A 15,174-nucleotide genomic window follows, 5' to 3' on the forward strand; every position below is an offset into this window, starting at 1 on the left:
GAAGGGACACGACCAGTCGACGATGCCTGGCGCTCTCCCTGCGTCACCTCCGACTGGATTCAGCCGCATCGGGCAACCCGATGCAGGAAGGGGCGCCCTCTTGCCGCACGACCGCACCGAGAACCACGAGGCCTGGCTTCACCGGGAAGAGCTCGCGGAGGCCATGATCCCGCTGATCGGCCACCTCTACCGCAGGAACAACGTGGTGACGAGCATCCACGGGCGGAGCCTCATCAACAAGTCTGCGATGAACATCCTCAAGGCCCACCGCTTCGCGCGCCGCATCACCACCGAGGAACTCCGCCTCGAGGACACCGCCCCCCTGCTGCGCCTCCTCACCGAATTGGACCTCGGCGCCGCAGCCATCGATCTCGGCCGGCTCCGCCTCGCCTACGACAGATGCGACGACGGCCGCAGCCTCGAGGAGTTCGTCCGCGCGGAACTCGCCGGGATCGTCGGGCAGGGCGGGCGCGACGAGCGCACCAGCACCGATGTGGTCCTCTACGGCTTCGGCAGGATCGGCCGGCTCGTGGCACGGCTGCTCATCGAGAAGGCCGGAGGCGGTCATGGCCTGCGACTCCGCGCCGTCGTCGTGCGCCGAGGCTCGGACAACGACCTCGCCAAGCGGGCCAGCCTGCTCCGCCGCGACTCGGTCCACGGGTCCTTCGAGGGCACCATCCAGGTCGACGAAGCGACCAACACGATCACGGCCAACGGCATCAGGATCCAGGTCATCTACTCGGACGATCCGGCGTCGATCGACTACACCGCCTACGGGATCCAGGACGCGATCATTGTCGACAACACCGGCCGGTGGCGCGACGCCGATGGTCTCTCCCAGCATCTGCGCAGTACCGGCGTCGCGAAGGTCCTGCTGACGGCGCCCGGCAAGGGCGACCTCAAGAACATCGTCCACGGCATCAACCAGGCAGCCATCGAGGACACGGACCGCATCATCACCGCGGCCTCCTGCACCACGAACGCGATCACCCCGGTGCTGAAGGCCGTCAATGACCGCTTCGGCGTGGTCCATGGGCATGTGGAGACGGTGCACTCCTTCACGAACGACCAGAATCTCATCGACAACTTCCACCGCGGTGACCGGCGGGGCCGCTCCGCCGCCCTGAACATGGTGCTCACGGAGACCGGCGCGGCGACGGCAGTGGCCAAGGCGCTGCCCGAGCTGGCGGGCAAGCTGACCGGCAGTTCCATCCGCGTGCCCACTCCGGACGTATCCATCGCGATCCTCAACCTCACGCTGCAGCAGGGGACCACGAAGGAGGAGGTCAACACCTACCTGCGTGAGATGTCCCTGCACTCCGGCATGCGGAAGCAGGTCGACTACATCGACAGCCCCGAAGTGGTCTCGACGGACTTCGTCGGTTCACGACGCGCGGGAATCGTCGACGGGCTCGCGACCATCGCCGACGGCACCTACCTCGTGCTCTACGTCTGGTACGACAACGAGTTCGGCTACAGCTGCCAGGTGGTGCGCGTTCTGGAGGAGATGGCGGCCGTCCATCCGCCGTCGTTCCCCACGGCCGCCACGGTCGCAACCGAGGCGAGGGACGCCGGGGTCGCGGCCGGCGTCTGACCATCACCGGGCTCCCCAACTGCTCGGCACCGGCACTCACCGGCCGTCAGGGGCCCGGAACGGCACGGGTGCGGCCGGACGCACGAAGGGCCCGACCACGATGGCCGGGCCCTTCGCACGCCGTACCGCTCAGGCGGACTTGTTCCTGCGCTTGGCGACCACCTCGTGGGAGATGAGTGTGGGCTCGGCACGCTTGGCGACGACGTCGTCCGTGATCACCACGGTCGCGATGTCCTCGCGGCTCGGGAGGTCGAACATGACCGGAAGCAGGACTTCCTCCATGATGGCGCGCAGGCCACGGGCCCCCGTTCCACGATCCAGTGCGAGGTCGGCGATGGCCTCGAGCGCCTTCGGCTCGAACTCGAGCTCCACCCCGTCCAGCAGGAACATCTTCTGGTACTGCTTGATGAGGGCGTTCTTCGGCTCGGTGAGGATCTGCATGAGCGCCGGCCGGTCCAGGTGCGTGACCGTCGTGATGACGGGCAGGCGGCCGATGAACTCCGGGATGAGGCCGAACTTCAGCAGGTCCTCCGGCATCACGTCACCGTAGCTCGCCTCCTCGTTCTTGAGGGAGCTGAGCGGCGCACCGAAACCGATGCCCTTCCGGCCGGCGCGTGAACCGATGATCTCCTCCAGGCCGGCGAATGCCCCCGCCACGATGAACAGGACGTTCGTCGTATCGATCTGGATGAACTCCTGGTGCGGATGCTTGCGCCCGCCCTGGGGCGGCACCGACGCGACCGTGCCCTCGAGGATCTTCAGCAGTGCCTGTTGCACTCCCTCCCCCGAGACATCACGCGTGATGGAGGGGTTCTCGCTCTTCCGGGAGATCTTGTCGATCTCGTCGATGTAGATGATGCCCTGTTCGGCCTTCTTGACGTCGTAGTCGGCCGCCTGGATGAGCTTCAGCAGGATGTTCTCGACGTCCTCGCCCACGTACCCGGCCTCGGTGAGGGCCGTGGCATCGGCGACGGCGAAGGGGACGTTCAGCCGCCGGGCCAGGGTCTGCGCCAGGTAGGTCTTGCCGCAGCCGGTCGGTCCGATCAGCAGGATGTTCGACTTCGCGATCTCGACGTCCTCAGCCTCCGCCGCATCTGCGAGGGTGCCGGAGGTACGCGGCGCGCTGCCGGACTGGATGCGCTTGTAGTGGTTGTACACGGCCACCGCGAGGGAACGCTTCGCGGGCTCCTGGCCCACCACGTACTCCTGCAGGAAGTCGAAGATCTCGCGGGGCTTGGGGAGCTCGAAAGTGCCCAGGTCCGCGACCTCGGACAGCTCTTCCTCGATGATCTCGTTGCACAGGTCGATGCACTCGTCGCAGATGTACACGCCGGGCCCGGCTATGAGCTTGCGAACCTGCTTCTGGCTCTTCCCGCAGAAGGAGCACTTGAGCAGATCGGTGCTCTCACCAATGCGAGCCATGGTTCAATCCCCTTAGGTATAACGCGATTGCTATGTCCACTCTAGGCCACATGCCTGACGGAGCCAGTAACGAAATGCCCGTGATGCCTCTCGGCGTCACGGGCATTTCGGCGACCGGGGATCAGGGCGTGTTGATCTTCGGCGGGGTGATCTTGCGGGAGTTCAGGACTTCGTCGACCAGTCCGTACTCCACGGCGTCGGCCGCGGTCAGGATCTTGTCGCGCTCGATGTCGATGTTGACCTGCTCCGGGGTGCGTCCCGAGTGCAGGGCCAGCGTGTCCTCGAGCCAGGTGCGCATGCGCATGACCTCGTTGGCCTGGATCTCCAGGTCGGAGGCCTGTCCGCCCTGACCGCCGGACAGGGCGGGCTGGTGGATGAGGACCCGGGCGTTCGGCAGCGCGAGGCGCTTGCCCGGAGCTCCGGCGGCCAGCAGCACCGCGGCCGCGCTGGCTGCCTGGCCGAGGCAGACCGTCTGCACCTCGGGGCGGATGAACTGCATGGTGTCGTAGATGGCCGTCATGGCGGTGAACGAGCCACCGGGCGAGTTGATGTAGAGCGTGATGTCGCGCTCCGGATCGGTGGACTCGAGGACGAGCAGCTGCGCCATGACGTCGTCCGCCGAGGCGTCGTCCACCTGCGTACCGAGGAAGATGATGCGGTCCTCGAACAGCTTCGTGTAGGGGTCCTGGCGCTTGAACCCGTAGGGCGTGCGCTCCTCGAACTGGGGAAGGATGTAACGGCTGGTGGGAAGGTTCTGCGCCTTGGATCCCGCGGCTGCCTGGAAATCGTGGTTCATGGTGTCTCCTGTTGGACGACTGGTCGGACGGGGGCTGCTGCGGTTACTCGCTCTGCTCGGTGCCGCCGCCGCCGGCGACGGAGCCCGAGTGGGCGGAGATGTGGTCGAAGAAGCCGTACTCGAGCGCCTCCTGGGCCGTGAACCACTTGTCGCGGTCGTTGTCCTTGAGGATGGTCTCGACGCTCTGGCCGGTCTGCTCGGCCGTCAGTTCCGCCATGACGCGCTTCATGTGGAGGATCAGCTCGGCCTGGATACGGATGTCCGTCGCCGTACCGCCGATGCCGCCGGAGGGCTGGTGCATCAGGATGCGGGCGTGGGGCGTCGCGTACCGCTTGCCCTTCGTCCCGGACGACAGCAGGAACTGGCCCATGGAGGCCGCCAGGCCGGTCGCGACCGTGACGACGTCGTTCGGGATGAACTGCATGGTGTCGTAGATCGCCATACCGGCGGTCACCGAGCCGCCCGGCGAGTTGATGTAGAGGAAGATGTCGCGCTCGGGGTCCTCGGCCGACAGCAGGAGCAGCTGCGAGCAGATGGCGTTCGCGTTGTCGTCGCGGACCTCGGAACCGAGCCAGATGATGCGCTCCTTGAGGAGCCTGGTGTAGATGTATTCGTCACGACCGCCCATTTCGGGGCCGGCCATGCTCGGGGTGCTTGGTTCGGTTGCCATTGACGTTAGCCTCTCACTCTGGCGGGCCGCTGCCATTCCGGCCGACCCGTCCGTTTCTCTCTCCATGGACACTAACCCGCTGCGGCGGGCAATTGCTCCCGCGCCTCGAACTGTTCGCTGACGGCGCACGGTCGCCGGACCGGGACGTGGCCGGCGTTCGCTGAGGGCTCCCGGCTGCTCGCGGCAAGCTTAACCGAAGACAGCGGCGCCACCGCCCGGAGGCTGTGGCACCGCTGTCGGTGATGCGGGGTCGCTACTCGGCAGCAGGCTTCTTCGCTGCGGCCCTCTTCGCGGGTGCCTTCTTGGCGGGTGCCTTCTTGGCTGCCTTCTTCGGAGCCTCGTCGGCGTCTGCCGCCTCGGTTCCTGCTGACTCGGTCTCAACGGGAGCATCGGCTGCCGCTTCGGCGGGTGCTTCGGCGGGTGCTTCGGCGTCGGCCGGGGCCTCGGCGGGAGTCTCGGCTGTCTCGCCGGCCTGAGCGTCCTCGACGGTGTCCTGCTCGGTCTCGAGGTCCTCCGCGTTGATCGTCTCCGCGTCGTCGCCTGCAGGGCGGACGAACTCGGTGAGGTCGATCGTGGCACCGGTCGTGTCGGTGACGGCGGCGTACTCGAGGACCTTGGCGAGAGCCTTGCGACGGCGCACCTCGCCGACGATCATGGGCACCTGACCGCTCTGGTCGAGCATCTGGGCGAACTGGTTCGGCTCCATGCCGTACTGGCCGGCGGTCGAGACGATGTAGTCGATCAGCTCGCTCTGGCTGACGCCGACCTCTTCCTTCTCTGCGACGGCGTCGAGGATGACCTCGTTCTGGAAGGCGCGCTCGGTGTTGGTCCGGACCTCGGCACGGTGCTCCTCGGTGTCGTGGTCCTCACCGGCGCTGTGGGCGTTCTCGCCGTTGAAGTGCTGCTCGAGCTGCTCCTCGATGACGCTCTCGGGGACGGGTACGGCCACGAGCTCGACGAGCTTGTCGAGCACCTTGTCGCGCGCCTCGACGCCCTGGTCCATGAGCTTGGACTCGGAGGCCTGCTTGGCGAGGTCGCTGCGCAGTTCCTCGGCCGTGTCGAACTCGGACGCCAGCTGGGCGAACTCGTCGTCGACCTCGGGGAGCTCGCGCTCCTTGACGGCCTTGACCAGCACCTTGACCTGCGCGTCGGAGCCGGCGTGCTCGCCGCCGGCGAGCTTGGTCTCGAAGGTGGCATCCTCATCGGCGGAGAGTCCGGTGACGGCCTCGTCCATGCCCTCGAGCATGGTTCCGGAACCGATCTGGTAGGAGAGGTCCTGCGCCGAATCGACGTCCTCGCCGTCCACGGAGGCCGTGAGGTCGATGGTGAGGAAGTCGCCGTCCTTGGACGGGCGGTCGACGGCGGTGAGGGTGCCGAAGCGCCCGCGCAGCTCGTCCATGGCCTTCTGGACGTCCTCGTCGGAGGCCTCGACGGGCTCGACGGTGACCTCGAGGCCCTTGTAGTCGGGCAGCTCGATCTCGGGCCGGATGTCCAGCTCGACGGTGAAGGTGAGCTGTCCGTCCTTCTTCGACGGATCGGGAACCTCGGTGATCTCCACCTCGGGTCGGCTGAGCGGACGGATCCCGGTCTCCTGCACGGCGCTCTGGTAGAAGCCGTTGAGGCCGTCGTTGATGGCCGTCTCGATGACGTAGCCACGGCCCACGCGCTGGTCGATGAGCTGCTGCGGGACCTTGCCCTTGCGGAACCCCGGAACCTGGACCTGGGTGGCGATGGTCTTGTAGGCCTCGTCGATGCTGGGCTTCAGCTCCTCGAAGGGAACCTCGACGTTCAGCTTCACCCGGGTGGGGGAAAGGGTTTCAACAGCGCTCTTCACAGCGTAGGACTCCTGAGATGATTGGGATTGGTTCTGCAGCGGAGGCACTTTCCTCATCACACGACAGAGTCGGGGTGACAGGAGTTGAACCTGCGACTTCCTGCTCCCAAAGCAGGCGCTCTACCAAGCTGAGCTACACCCCGTAAGTGCGAGTGTCAGTCTACGCATCTTTGCGCCAACCACGCACATTTGGCGATAGCCTCCGCGCTGTGGTGTAGTTATATGCGTTCCGCGAGGCCCTCAGAAGGTCCGCTGCGGGGATGTAGCTTAATGGTAAAGCCTCAGTCTTCCAAACTGATTACGCGGGTTCGATTCCCGTCATCCCCTCCATCTCACCACCGACACCCGGACCCTTGGTCCGGGTGTTCTCGTTTCTGCGGCCGGCTCCTGTCGGAGGTTCCGCCCGCGCCCGCAGGAGCGTCAGTCCGCCTGGCAGGAGGGACACCAGTAGACCGTCCGCGCTGCCATGTCGTCGCTGAGGATGGCTGTCCCGCAGCGGCGGCACGGCTCCCCCGTCCGCTTGTACACGTAGTTCGGCGCTGACCGCTTCGGCCGTCCGTTGCGGGCCTCGGGCGTCGTCGTGATGATGCGGCCCTCGCGAACGCCGTCCTTCATGAGCCTGACTGTCTCGCTCCAGATCGCCCGCGCCTCGTCCTCCCGCAGGAGCTTTCCCGGCCGGCGGGGGTTGATGCCCTGGAGGAAGAGCACCTCGGCCCGGTAGATGTTGCCGATCCCCGCGATGACCGCCTGGTTCATGAGCTGGATGCCTACCGGCGTGATGCTGGCCATGATCTTCGCGACGAACGCCGAGCCGTCCGATCGGGGCTGCAGCGGGTCGGGTCCGAGCTTCGCGCGGGCAAGCTTCTCCTCCGCGGTGGTGATCACCTCGCAGGCGGTCGGTCCACGGAGATCGGCCCAGCCGTGGTCGGACACGAGCCGCACGCGCACGGCGCCGACAGGCGCCGGCGGGCCGGCATAGACCGGCGGACCGCTCTCGGAGGGCGCCTCGCTCTCCCCGACCCTGCGGGGTGCGCCGATGCTCGACGCCCCCCGGAACGTCGCATCGCCGCCGAAACTCCACGCCCCGTAGAGCCCGAGGTGCACACGGAGCACGCGGTCGTTGTCGAAGCGCAGGAACATCTGCTTGCCGTGTGCCAGGGCGCTGAGCAGCGTGGCACCGTCGAGCTGCTCGGCGCCGGCGGCGAATCGCCCCTGGGGGCTGGAGACGGCGAGGCGCTGTCCGCTGAAGACCGAGGTGAACTGCTTCGCCAGGCGGTGGACCGAGTGGCCCTCAGGCAACGCTTCCCGTCTCCTCGAACCGTGCCACCTGGGCGATCCTCCTGCTGTGCCGCTCCGCCCCGCTGAAGGGTTCCGCCAGGAAGGCCTCGATGATGGCTGTTGCCTCGTCCACCGAATGCTGGCGCCCACCCACGGCCACGACGTTCGCGTCGTTGTGCTGCCGGGCGAGTCGAGCGGTGTCGAGGCTCCACGCGAGCGCAGCGCGGATACCCCCCACCTTGTTCGCGGCGATCTGCTCCCCGTTGCCCGAACCTCCGAGGACGATGCCGAGGGCTTCGATGCCTGCCGCGCGGTCCGCGACGACGGCTTGTGCTGCGTCGATGCAGAACGAGGGGTAGTCGTCCTCCGGATCGTACGAGGTCGGGCCGTGGTCGACGACGTCGTGACCGGCCTGCGTGAGGTGCGAGAGGAGGTGGGCACTGAGCTCCATGCCCGCGTGGTCGGTGGCGAGGTGGACGCGCATGACGGTGTGTTCCTTCTGGAGGGCGCCGGTCGGCCCGGCAGCGGCTGCGCGGGGTCCCCGGCGGTAGAGGCGGGACGATCCCAGCCTAGTGCGCTGCGGGGCGGCGGAACCACGCGCGCAACGACCCCTCCCGGAATGAGAGAATCGGAGCGCCGCGTAACCCGCATCACACGCGCCGTACCCGTATCCCCACCCTGGAGGCGATCCTTGCCCGGTCTGAACCTGACGCGCGACGAAGCACGCACGCGCGCCGATCTGCTCACCGTCCACTCCTACGAGGTCACGCTCGACCTGACGCGCGGTGACCGCGTGTTCCGGTCGACGACGGTGGTCTCCTTCGACGCACAGCAGGACGCATCGACGTTCATCGACGCCGTCACGGACACCGTCCACCGCGTCGAGCTGAACGGCGTCGAGCTCGACCCCGCCGAGGTGGCCGACGGCGTCCGCATCCAGCTCCCGTCCCTCGCCGCGAGCAACAGGCTCGTCGTCGAGGCCGACATGCTCTACATGAACACCGGCGAGGGCCTCCACCGCTTCACCGATCCGGTGGACGGCGAGGTGTACCTCTACACCCAGTTCGAGGTCCCCGACTCCCGCCGCGTATTCACCGTGTTCGAGCAGCCGGACCTGAAGTCGACGTTCCGCTTCTCCGTGACCGCGCCGTCGCACTGGGACGTCATCTCGAACTCCACCACCCCGGAGCCCGTCCAGGCGGTGTCCGACGCCGACGCCGACGCCGGCGCGGCGTCCACGTGGTTCTTCGAGCCGACGCCCGTGATGTCCTCGTACGTGACCGCGCTGATCGCCGGCCCGTACCAGTCCGTGCGCAGTGAGCTCACCAGCTCCGACGGCAGGACGATCCCGCTCGGCGTCTTCGCCCGCAAGTCCCTCATGCAGTACATGGATGCCGAGAACATCTTCGCGCTGACGCGGCAGGGCTTCGCGTTCTACGAGGAGCAGTTCGGTGCGCCGTACCCCTTCGAGAAGTACGACCAGCTGTTCGTGCCCGAGTTCAACGCCGGTGCGATGGAGAACGCCGGGGCCGTCACCTTCGTCGAGACCTATGTCTTCCGGTCGCGCGTCCCGGACGCGACGGTGGAGCGCCGCGCCATCACGATCCTCCACGAACTGGCCCACATGTGGTTCGGCGACCTCGTCACCATGCGGTGGTGGAACGATCTCTGGCTCAACGAGTCCTTCGCCGAGTTCATGTCCACGCTGGCCGCCGCCGAGGCAACCGAGTTCACGCAGTCCTGGACGACGTTCGCCATCCTCGAGAAGGGCTGGGCGTACCGCCAGGACCAGCTGCCCTCGACGCACCCCATCGTGGCGCAGATCAACGACCTCGAGGACGTCCAGGTCAACTTCGACGGCATCACCTACGCCAAGGGCGCCTCGGTCCTCAAGCAGCTCGTGGCCTGGGTGGGCCAGGAGGAGTTCATGCAGGGCGTCCGCCAGTACTTCGCGAAGCACTCGTGGAAGAACACGGAACTCGTGGATCTCCTCTCCGAGCTCGAAGCGGCCAGCGGACGCGACCTCAAGGCCTGGTCCGCCCTCTGGCTCGAGACCGCGGGCGTCAACACGCTGCGTCCCGTGTTCGAGACGGACGACGACGGCAGCTTCACCTCCTTCGCCATCCTGCAGACCGCGATCGACGCCTTCCCGACGATCCGTCCGCACCGGCTCGCGGTCGGCTTCTACGATCTCGACGACAACGGGGCGCTGGTGCGCGTGCACCGCGTGGAGCTCGACGTCGACGGCGAGCGCACGGAGGTCCCCGAGCTCGTGGGCCTGCAGCAGCCCGCGCTCATCCTGCTCAACGACGACGACCTCGCCTACGCGAAGATCCGCCTCGACCCGGCATCGCTGCGCACCTCGGTCCGGCACATCAGGGACTTCCAGGATTCGTTGCCCCGGACGCTCGTCCTCGCGTCGGCCTGGGATGCCGCGCGTGACGGCGAGACACCGGCCCGCGACTACGTCGACCTCGTGCTGCAGAACATCGGGGCCGAATCGGACTCCTCCGTCGTCCTCGTTCTGCTGCGCCAGCTCGCGTCGACCCTGACGTTCTATGTCGCGCCGAATGACCGGCAGGCGATGGGTGACGCCGCTGCGGACAGCCTGCTGGAGCTGGCCCTCGCGGCCGACGCCGGCTCCGATGCCCAGCTGCAGTTCACCCGGGCCTTCTCCTCGCACGCCCGCACCGACGGCCAGCTCGACACGGTCGAGGCCATGCTGACGGGTGGCAACGTCCCCGAGGGCCTCGCGGTGGACCAGGATCTCCGCTGGGAGCTGCTCACCTCCCTGGTGGCCGGCGGACGCTACGGAGCCGCGGAGATCGAGGCCGAACTGGCACGCGACTCGACGGCGACGGGCGAACTCGCAGCGGCGGCGGCCACGGCGGCACTCCCGACGGCGGACGCGAAGGACGCCGCGTGGTCGGCCCTCGTCGACGCCGCCGATCTGCCGAACGCCACGCAGCGCTCGATGATCTCCGGCTTCACCCGGGTGCACGACCGCTCGCTCCTCGAGCCGTTCGTCGAGCGCTACTTCGCGTCCATCCGCCAGGTGTGGGCCACCCGCACGCACGAGATCGCGCAGCAGATCGTCGTCGGGCTCTATCCCTCGCTCCTCACCACCCAGGAGACCCTCGACCGGACGGACGCCTTCCTCGCCGATTTGGGTGACTCGTCGCCGTCGCTGCGGAGGCTCGTCCTCGAGTGCCGTGACGGGATCGTCCGCGCGCTCACGGCACAGGCCGCCGACAGGTAGCCCGGCTGCTGTCCGCTCTCCGGCGCCCTGCCGCGCGAGCGGATCGGATCACGTCGGGGAGGGCCACGCGGTCCTCCCCGGCCTCCTTCCCGCGGCCCCCGCCCACCAGCTCACGGCGTCCCGCACTCCTGGTCGAGGGCACTCCCCCTCGGCGGCGGCTAGGGTCGGATCATGAACCTGCAGGAACACCACTACGCCGCCCGCCTCCGGTGGACGGGGAACCTCGGCTCAGGCACCTCCGGGTACCGCTCCTACAGCCGCGACCACCAGATCGAGGTCGACGGCCCCGGACTGCTGCTCGGCACCGCGGACCCGACCTTCCACGGCACCCGGGACCGATGGAACCCCGAGCAGCTGCTCCTGACCGCCGTCGCGCAGTGCCACATGCTCTCCTATCTGCACGTCGCCGTGAGATCCGGAGTCGTCGTCACCGCGTACGCGGACACGCCCGTCGGAACGATGCGGGTCCATCGCGACGGCAGCGGGGAGTTCACCAGCATCCTCCTCCGGCCCCACGTGGAGGTCGAGGACGCCGGCCAGACCGGTCTCGCCGATTCCCTGCACGCCGAAGCCAACAGTTTGTGCTTCATCGCCCGCTCGGTCTCGTTCCCCGTCCACCACGAACCGACCTCCGCAGGACCCGCCTAGTCCACCCGCAGCGGCGGCCGGCGGGTCCTCGGTCAGCGCCGCCGCTGTAGCCTGTTAAGGCATCTCCGCGCCCACCCCTCGGGGCGGACCTCCCGGACGCCTGCGTGAAAGCGATTCCCATGACATTCCTTCCCTCCCTCGGCTACGGCGGCCAGGTCATCGGCGCACTGATCATCCTGATCGGTGCGCTGCTCCTCTGGCTCGTGGTCCGGTTCCTCATCGCGCGCTCGGTCACCCGTGTGCAGAACGGGTACAGCGTCTTCAAGAAGCCCCACTTCAAGTGGGCGCAGCCGGCGTTGCGGCCGTTCGACAGCGCCCGCCGGGTGCAGCGGGCCCAGACCATCGGCGGCCTCCTCTCCAGCGTCAGCGCCGGCACCATCGCGATCATCGCCGTCCTCATGGCCATCGAGACGCTCGGGTTCACCATCGGTCCCATCCTCGCGAGCGTGGGGATCGTCGGCATCGCCATCGGCTTCGGCGCGCGTGAGGTGATCCGGGACGCCTTCCTCGGCTTCTTCATCACCATCGAGGACCAGTACGGGATCGGCGACACCATCGAGGTCGGCGACACCGTGGGCGTCGTCCAGTCCCTCGGGCTGCGGATCACGCGGATGGTCGATGCGGACGGCGCCATCTGGTACGTGCGGAACGGTGACATCACGAAGGTGGGCAACCGGTCACAGGGCGAGTACGCACCGCCCACCGATCCCGCGACACCCGCCACCCCGGAGGTCCAGGCATGAGCGAGCCGCTTCCCGATCGATCAGACCGCTCCGAGGATGCGACGCCTTCCGCAACACCGACCGACGGCCCGGCCGACGGCGCGACCGGACGTCCGGACCTGCAGGCGCCCGGCGGGCGGGCAGCCCTGCCCGTCGAACGCCTGGTCGCCTCGGGCCAGACGTTCAGCCAGCCCGAGTACACGGAGAACTTCTACGAGGCGATCGGCGGGCACCCGACCTTCGTGAAGCTCGTGGACGCGTTCTACGAAGGCGTGGCCGATGACGAGATCCTGCGTCCCATGTACCCGGAACAGGATCTGCGGCCTGCGAAGGAGCGCCTGCTCCTGTTCCTCGAGCAGTACTGGGGCGGGCCGAAGACCTACGGCGAGCAGCGTGGGCACCCGCGCCTGCGCATGCGGCACATGCCGTTCCGCGTGGGCCCGCAGGCGCGTGACGCCTGGCTCCGACACATGCGCCACGCCGTCGACCGCCTGGACCTCGCTCCCCTGCACGAGGCGACCCTCTGGGACTACCTTGAGCGCGCCGCGCTTTCGATGGTGAACGCCGCGGACTGACCCGCTCGGAACCGCTCCCGTCAGAACAGCGCGGCAGCGCGCACGAGGACGTGGCCGCGGGACGTGCTCACCCGGGACCATCGGCCGTTTGTGTGGACCGTGGCCTCGCCGTCGGGCTCGAGGAATCCCAGTGAGTAGGCACCGAATGCCGCGCCCGCCGCAACCGGTCCGGGCACACCGTCGAGCGGACGGCCCCAGACGGCCGTGCGCGCACTGCTGATCACAGGCGCTCCGGGTCGTTCCGGAAGGCTGCGGGCCACCTCGGCGATGCCGTCCTTTGCGGCCTGCTCGAGCACACGGCAGGGCACGGTGCCTGCCGCAGTCCAGCCGCTCCGGGGCGGAAGAACGCCGGCCCAGTTCACCGTGACCGTCACCGGCGGGACGGTGAGGTGACGTCCGCCCTCGGGAATCCTCGCGAGCCTGTCGAGGACCGATCCGAGTGCAACGGTGGCGTCGACGGGCACGTCATCGGCGTCGACACCGAGGTCCGCGTCGGCAGCGGCGTCCGGTCGTCCCAGAGCCATGATGCGGAGCCCGAGGACCGTCGGCAGTGCTTCGCCGAGCACGGACGGGGCGAGGGTGCAGACGTACGCGGCGAGGATCTGCCCGTTCGAGACCAGGCGCATGGCGCCGTCCTCGTTGGCCCGCGCACGCGCAGTGAACGTCCTGAAATCGGCCAAGGTGTGCGCGTCCGCGAAGTGCAGCACGGGATCCGCCATGGTGCTCCCCTACCTCGTGCGTGGACGGCGGAAGGGGACGGCAGGTCCGTCCCAGGAGTGCAGGATGCCCCGCTGGCCCTCGGACAGGCGGACCGGCCGGCCCGTGCTCCGGCTGACGAGGACCATGGTCACCGCCGCAACGGCGGCCGTCGTGCTGCCCTCGACCTCCACGCGGTCCCGCACCGCGTACCCCAGCTCGAAACTGGACGCACCGACCGCCGTGGTCCACAGGTCGACGGCGGCGGGCCGGGTGCTGAAGTTCAACGGCGCCCGGTACTCGATTTCCTGCCGCCCCACGAGGGTGAAGTGGTCGGGGTCGAGGGAATCCATGAAGGAATTCTGCGCGGCCGGCCGGCTCATCAAGTGCACGCGGGCGTCCTCCAGGAACTGGAAGTACCGCACGTTGTTCACGTGGCCGTAGGAATCCTCGTCGCCGAAGCGCAGGGAGAGGGGAATGGTGTGTACCGGGGACATGGTGTCATTCTCTCAAAGTCCGCCCGGCCCCGACCATTCGCCGCATCGGGGCGGGGCCGTGTGAGGAACACCATGCGCCGCACGCCGTGCCCGTGTTGAGTGCCGGCAGAGCGCCGTCTAGTGTCAGGAGACCCGGGAGCGTGGGCTCCCATCGATCGGCAGACCGAGGAGATCCCGCAGATGGCGAAGCACGAGCCGATGGTCGAGGCGTCCGGCACCGCGAAGCACGACCCGACGGCGGCCCTGCTGGCGCTGCTCGACCTCAGCCCGGCCGAGGGCGCGCAGACCGACGAGGAGATCTTCGTCGGCGCCTCCGCGAGGCAGCCGGGCCGCCGGGTGTTCGGCGGACAGGTCCTCGCGCAGTCCCTGGTGGCCGCGATGCGCACCGTCGAGCCTTCCCGTGACGTCCACTCCATGCACGGCTATTTCCTGCGGGCGGGCGACGCCGAGAAGCCGATCACGTTCGGCGTCCAGCGACTCCGTGACGGGCGGTCCTTCTCCGCGCGACGGACGCATGCCTATCAGGACGGCGTCCCGATCCTCTCGATGATCGCCTCCTTCCAGGAGCCGGATGACGGGATCACCCACCAGGACACCATGCCGGCCGACGTCCCGGAGCCGGAAAGCCTGCCGTCGACGGCCGAGCTCCTGGGCAACCTGGATCACCCGGTGGCCCGCGCGTGGGCCTTCGAGCGCCCCTTCGACATCCGGCACATCGACGCTCCCCTCTATTTGAGCAACGAGGGATCGACCGAACCGCGCAACGCCGTCTGGATGCGCAGCCTCGGCCCGATGCCGGATGACCCCGACCTCCACCGCGCAGCACTGGCCTATGCGAGTGACTACACGCTGCTCGAATCCATCCTCAGACCCCACGGGCTCAGCTGGACCCGGCCCGGCATGAGCGTGGCCAGCCTCGATCACGCCATGTGGTGGCACCGCCCCGTGCGGGTGGACGACTGGCTGCTCTACGTCCAGAGCTCTCCGAGTGCGTCGGGAGCCCGCGGCCTTGCGGCCGGCCGTATCTACGACCGCAGCGGTCACCTCGTGGCGAGCGTCGCCCAGGAGGGCATGATCAGGATCCCCTCGGCCTGATCCCGCGGCTCGTCCGTCGACGCGCGGGCATCGCTGCATGGAACGAACCGGCGGTCCGCGCCGCTCGGAACGAACGAGGGGACGTGGC

At 68.3% G+C, this 15,174-nt stretch carries 14 protein-coding genes and 2 tRNA genes; 7 read left to right on the plus strand and 9 right to left on the minus strand.

The features are described 5' to 3' along the window. Positions 1-100 precede the first annotated feature (100 nt). Complete coding sequence (locus tag FJV46_RS13630) at positions 101-1,594, plus strand: glyceraldehyde-3-phosphate dehydrogenase (protein WP_256940803.1); 1,494 nt, start codon at positions 101-103, stop codon at positions 1,592-1,594. Between the two features lie 129 nt (positions 1,595-1,723). Here FJV46_RS13630 and clpX read toward each other — a convergent pair whose 3' ends face one another. The 5 genes from clpX to FJV46_RS13655 all read right to left on the minus strand — a co-directional run bounded on the left by clpX (position 1,724) and on the right by FJV46_RS13655 (position 6,459). Then, on the minus strand, positions 1,724-3,016 hold the full coding sequence (gene clpX / locus FJV46_RS13635) for an ATP-dependent Clp protease ATP-binding subunit ClpX (RefSeq protein ID WP_087026529.1): 1,293 nt from the start codon (positions 3,014-3,016) through the stop codon (positions 1,724-1,726). A gap of 121 nt (positions 3,017-3,137) precedes the next feature. Beyond that, complete coding sequence (locus FJV46_RS13640; RefSeq protein ID WP_087026531.1) at positions 3,138-3,812, minus strand: ATP-dependent Clp protease proteolytic subunit; 675 nt, start codon at positions 3,810-3,812, stop codon at positions 3,138-3,140. A gap of 43 nt (positions 3,813-3,855) precedes the next feature. Further along, on the minus strand, positions 3,856-4,482 hold the full coding sequence (locus FJV46_RS13645) for an ATP-dependent Clp protease proteolytic subunit (protein ID WP_269461561.1): 627 nt from the start codon (positions 4,480-4,482) through the stop codon (positions 3,856-3,858). 253 nt (positions 4,483-4,735) lie between these two features. Continuing rightward, complete coding sequence (gene tig / locus FJV46_RS13650; protein ID WP_087026536.1) at positions 4,736-6,316, minus strand: trigger factor; 1,581 nt, start codon at positions 6,314-6,316, stop codon at positions 4,736-4,738. 69 nt (positions 6,317-6,385) lie between these two features. Then, a tRNA-Pro gene (locus FJV46_RS13655) sits at positions 6,386-6,459 on the minus strand. Positions 6,460-6,572: 113 nt separating this feature from the next. On the opposite strand from FJV46_RS13655, the gene FJV46_RS13660 reads away from it, so the two are divergent. Continuing rightward, positions 6,573-6,646 (plus strand) — tRNA-Gly (locus FJV46_RS13660). 90 nt (positions 6,647-6,736) lie between these two features. Here the strand turns inward: FJV46_RS13660 and FJV46_RS13665 are convergent. Both FJV46_RS13665 and FJV46_RS13670 read right to left on the minus strand, forming a co-directional pair. Further along, the gene (locus FJV46_RS13665; RefSeq protein WP_087026541.1) at positions 6,737-7,615 is read right to left on the minus strand and encodes an Fpg/Nei family DNA glycosylase; all 879 of its coding nucleotides are present in this window, start codon (positions 7,613-7,615) and stop codon (positions 6,737-6,739) included. Next, a complete protein-coding gene (locus FJV46_RS13670) occupies positions 7,608-8,078 on the minus strand; it encodes a ribose-5-phosphate isomerase (protein WP_087026544.1) in 471 nt (156 codons plus the stop codon). The genes FJV46_RS13665 and FJV46_RS13670 overlap by 8 nt, the downstream gene beginning before the upstream one ends. Before the next feature lie 216 nt (positions 8,079-8,294). Here FJV46_RS13670 and pepN point away from each other — a divergent pair, with 216 nt between their 5' ends. The 4 genes from pepN to FJV46_RS13690 all read left to right on the plus strand — a co-directional run bounded on the left by pepN (position 8,295) and on the right by FJV46_RS13690 (position 12,798). Beyond that, positions 8,295-10,853: an aminopeptidase N gene (gene pepN / locus FJV46_RS13675; protein ID WP_087026780.1), complete on the plus strand. Its 2,559-nt coding sequence runs from the start codon at positions 8,295-8,297 to the stop codon at positions 10,851-10,853. A 171-nt stretch (positions 10,854-11,024) separates the two neighbouring features. Next, a complete protein-coding gene (locus tag FJV46_RS13680) occupies positions 11,025-11,501 on the plus strand; it encodes an OsmC family protein (protein ID WP_087026547.1) in 477 nt (158 codons plus the stop codon). Between the two features lie 119 nt (positions 11,502-11,620). Then, the gene (locus tag FJV46_RS13685; protein WP_087026550.1) at positions 11,621-12,244 is read left to right on the plus strand and encodes a mechanosensitive ion channel family protein; all 624 of its coding nucleotides are present in this window, start codon (positions 11,621-11,623) and stop codon (positions 12,242-12,244) included. A 125-nt stretch (positions 12,245-12,369) separates the two neighbouring features. After that, a complete protein-coding gene (locus FJV46_RS13690) occupies positions 12,370-12,798 on the plus strand; it encodes a globin (RefSeq protein ID WP_269461570.1) in 429 nt (142 codons plus the stop codon). Between the two features lie 20 nt (positions 12,799-12,818). Here FJV46_RS13690 and FJV46_RS13695 read toward each other — a convergent pair whose 3' ends face one another. Together FJV46_RS13695 and FJV46_RS13700 are read right to left on the minus strand one after the other, a co-directional pair. Next, positions 12,819-13,517, minus strand: coding sequence for a DUF8185 domain-containing protein (locus FJV46_RS13695; RefSeq protein ID WP_087026553.1), 699 nt, complete (start codon positions 13,515-13,517; stop codon positions 12,819-12,821). A 9-nt stretch (positions 13,518-13,526) separates the two neighbouring features. After that, entirely contained in the window at positions 13,527-13,991 is a 465-nt protein-coding gene (locus tag FJV46_RS13700) for an acyl-CoA thioesterase (protein WP_087026556.1), read from the minus strand. Positions 13,992-14,171: 180 nt separating this feature from the next. Between FJV46_RS13700 and tesB the strand changes: the two genes are divergently transcribed. After that, the gene (gene tesB / locus FJV46_RS13705; protein WP_232008396.1) at positions 14,172-15,086 is read left to right on the plus strand and encodes an acyl-CoA thioesterase II; all 915 of its coding nucleotides are present in this window, start codon (positions 14,172-14,174) and stop codon (positions 15,084-15,086) included. Positions 15,087-15,174 lie beyond the last annotated feature (88 nt).

It is taken from the genome of Arthrobacter agilis (assembly GCF_006494655.1).
Lineage (GTDB): Bacteria > Actinomycetota > Actinomycetes > Actinomycetales > Micrococcaceae > Arthrobacter_D > Arthrobacter_D agilis.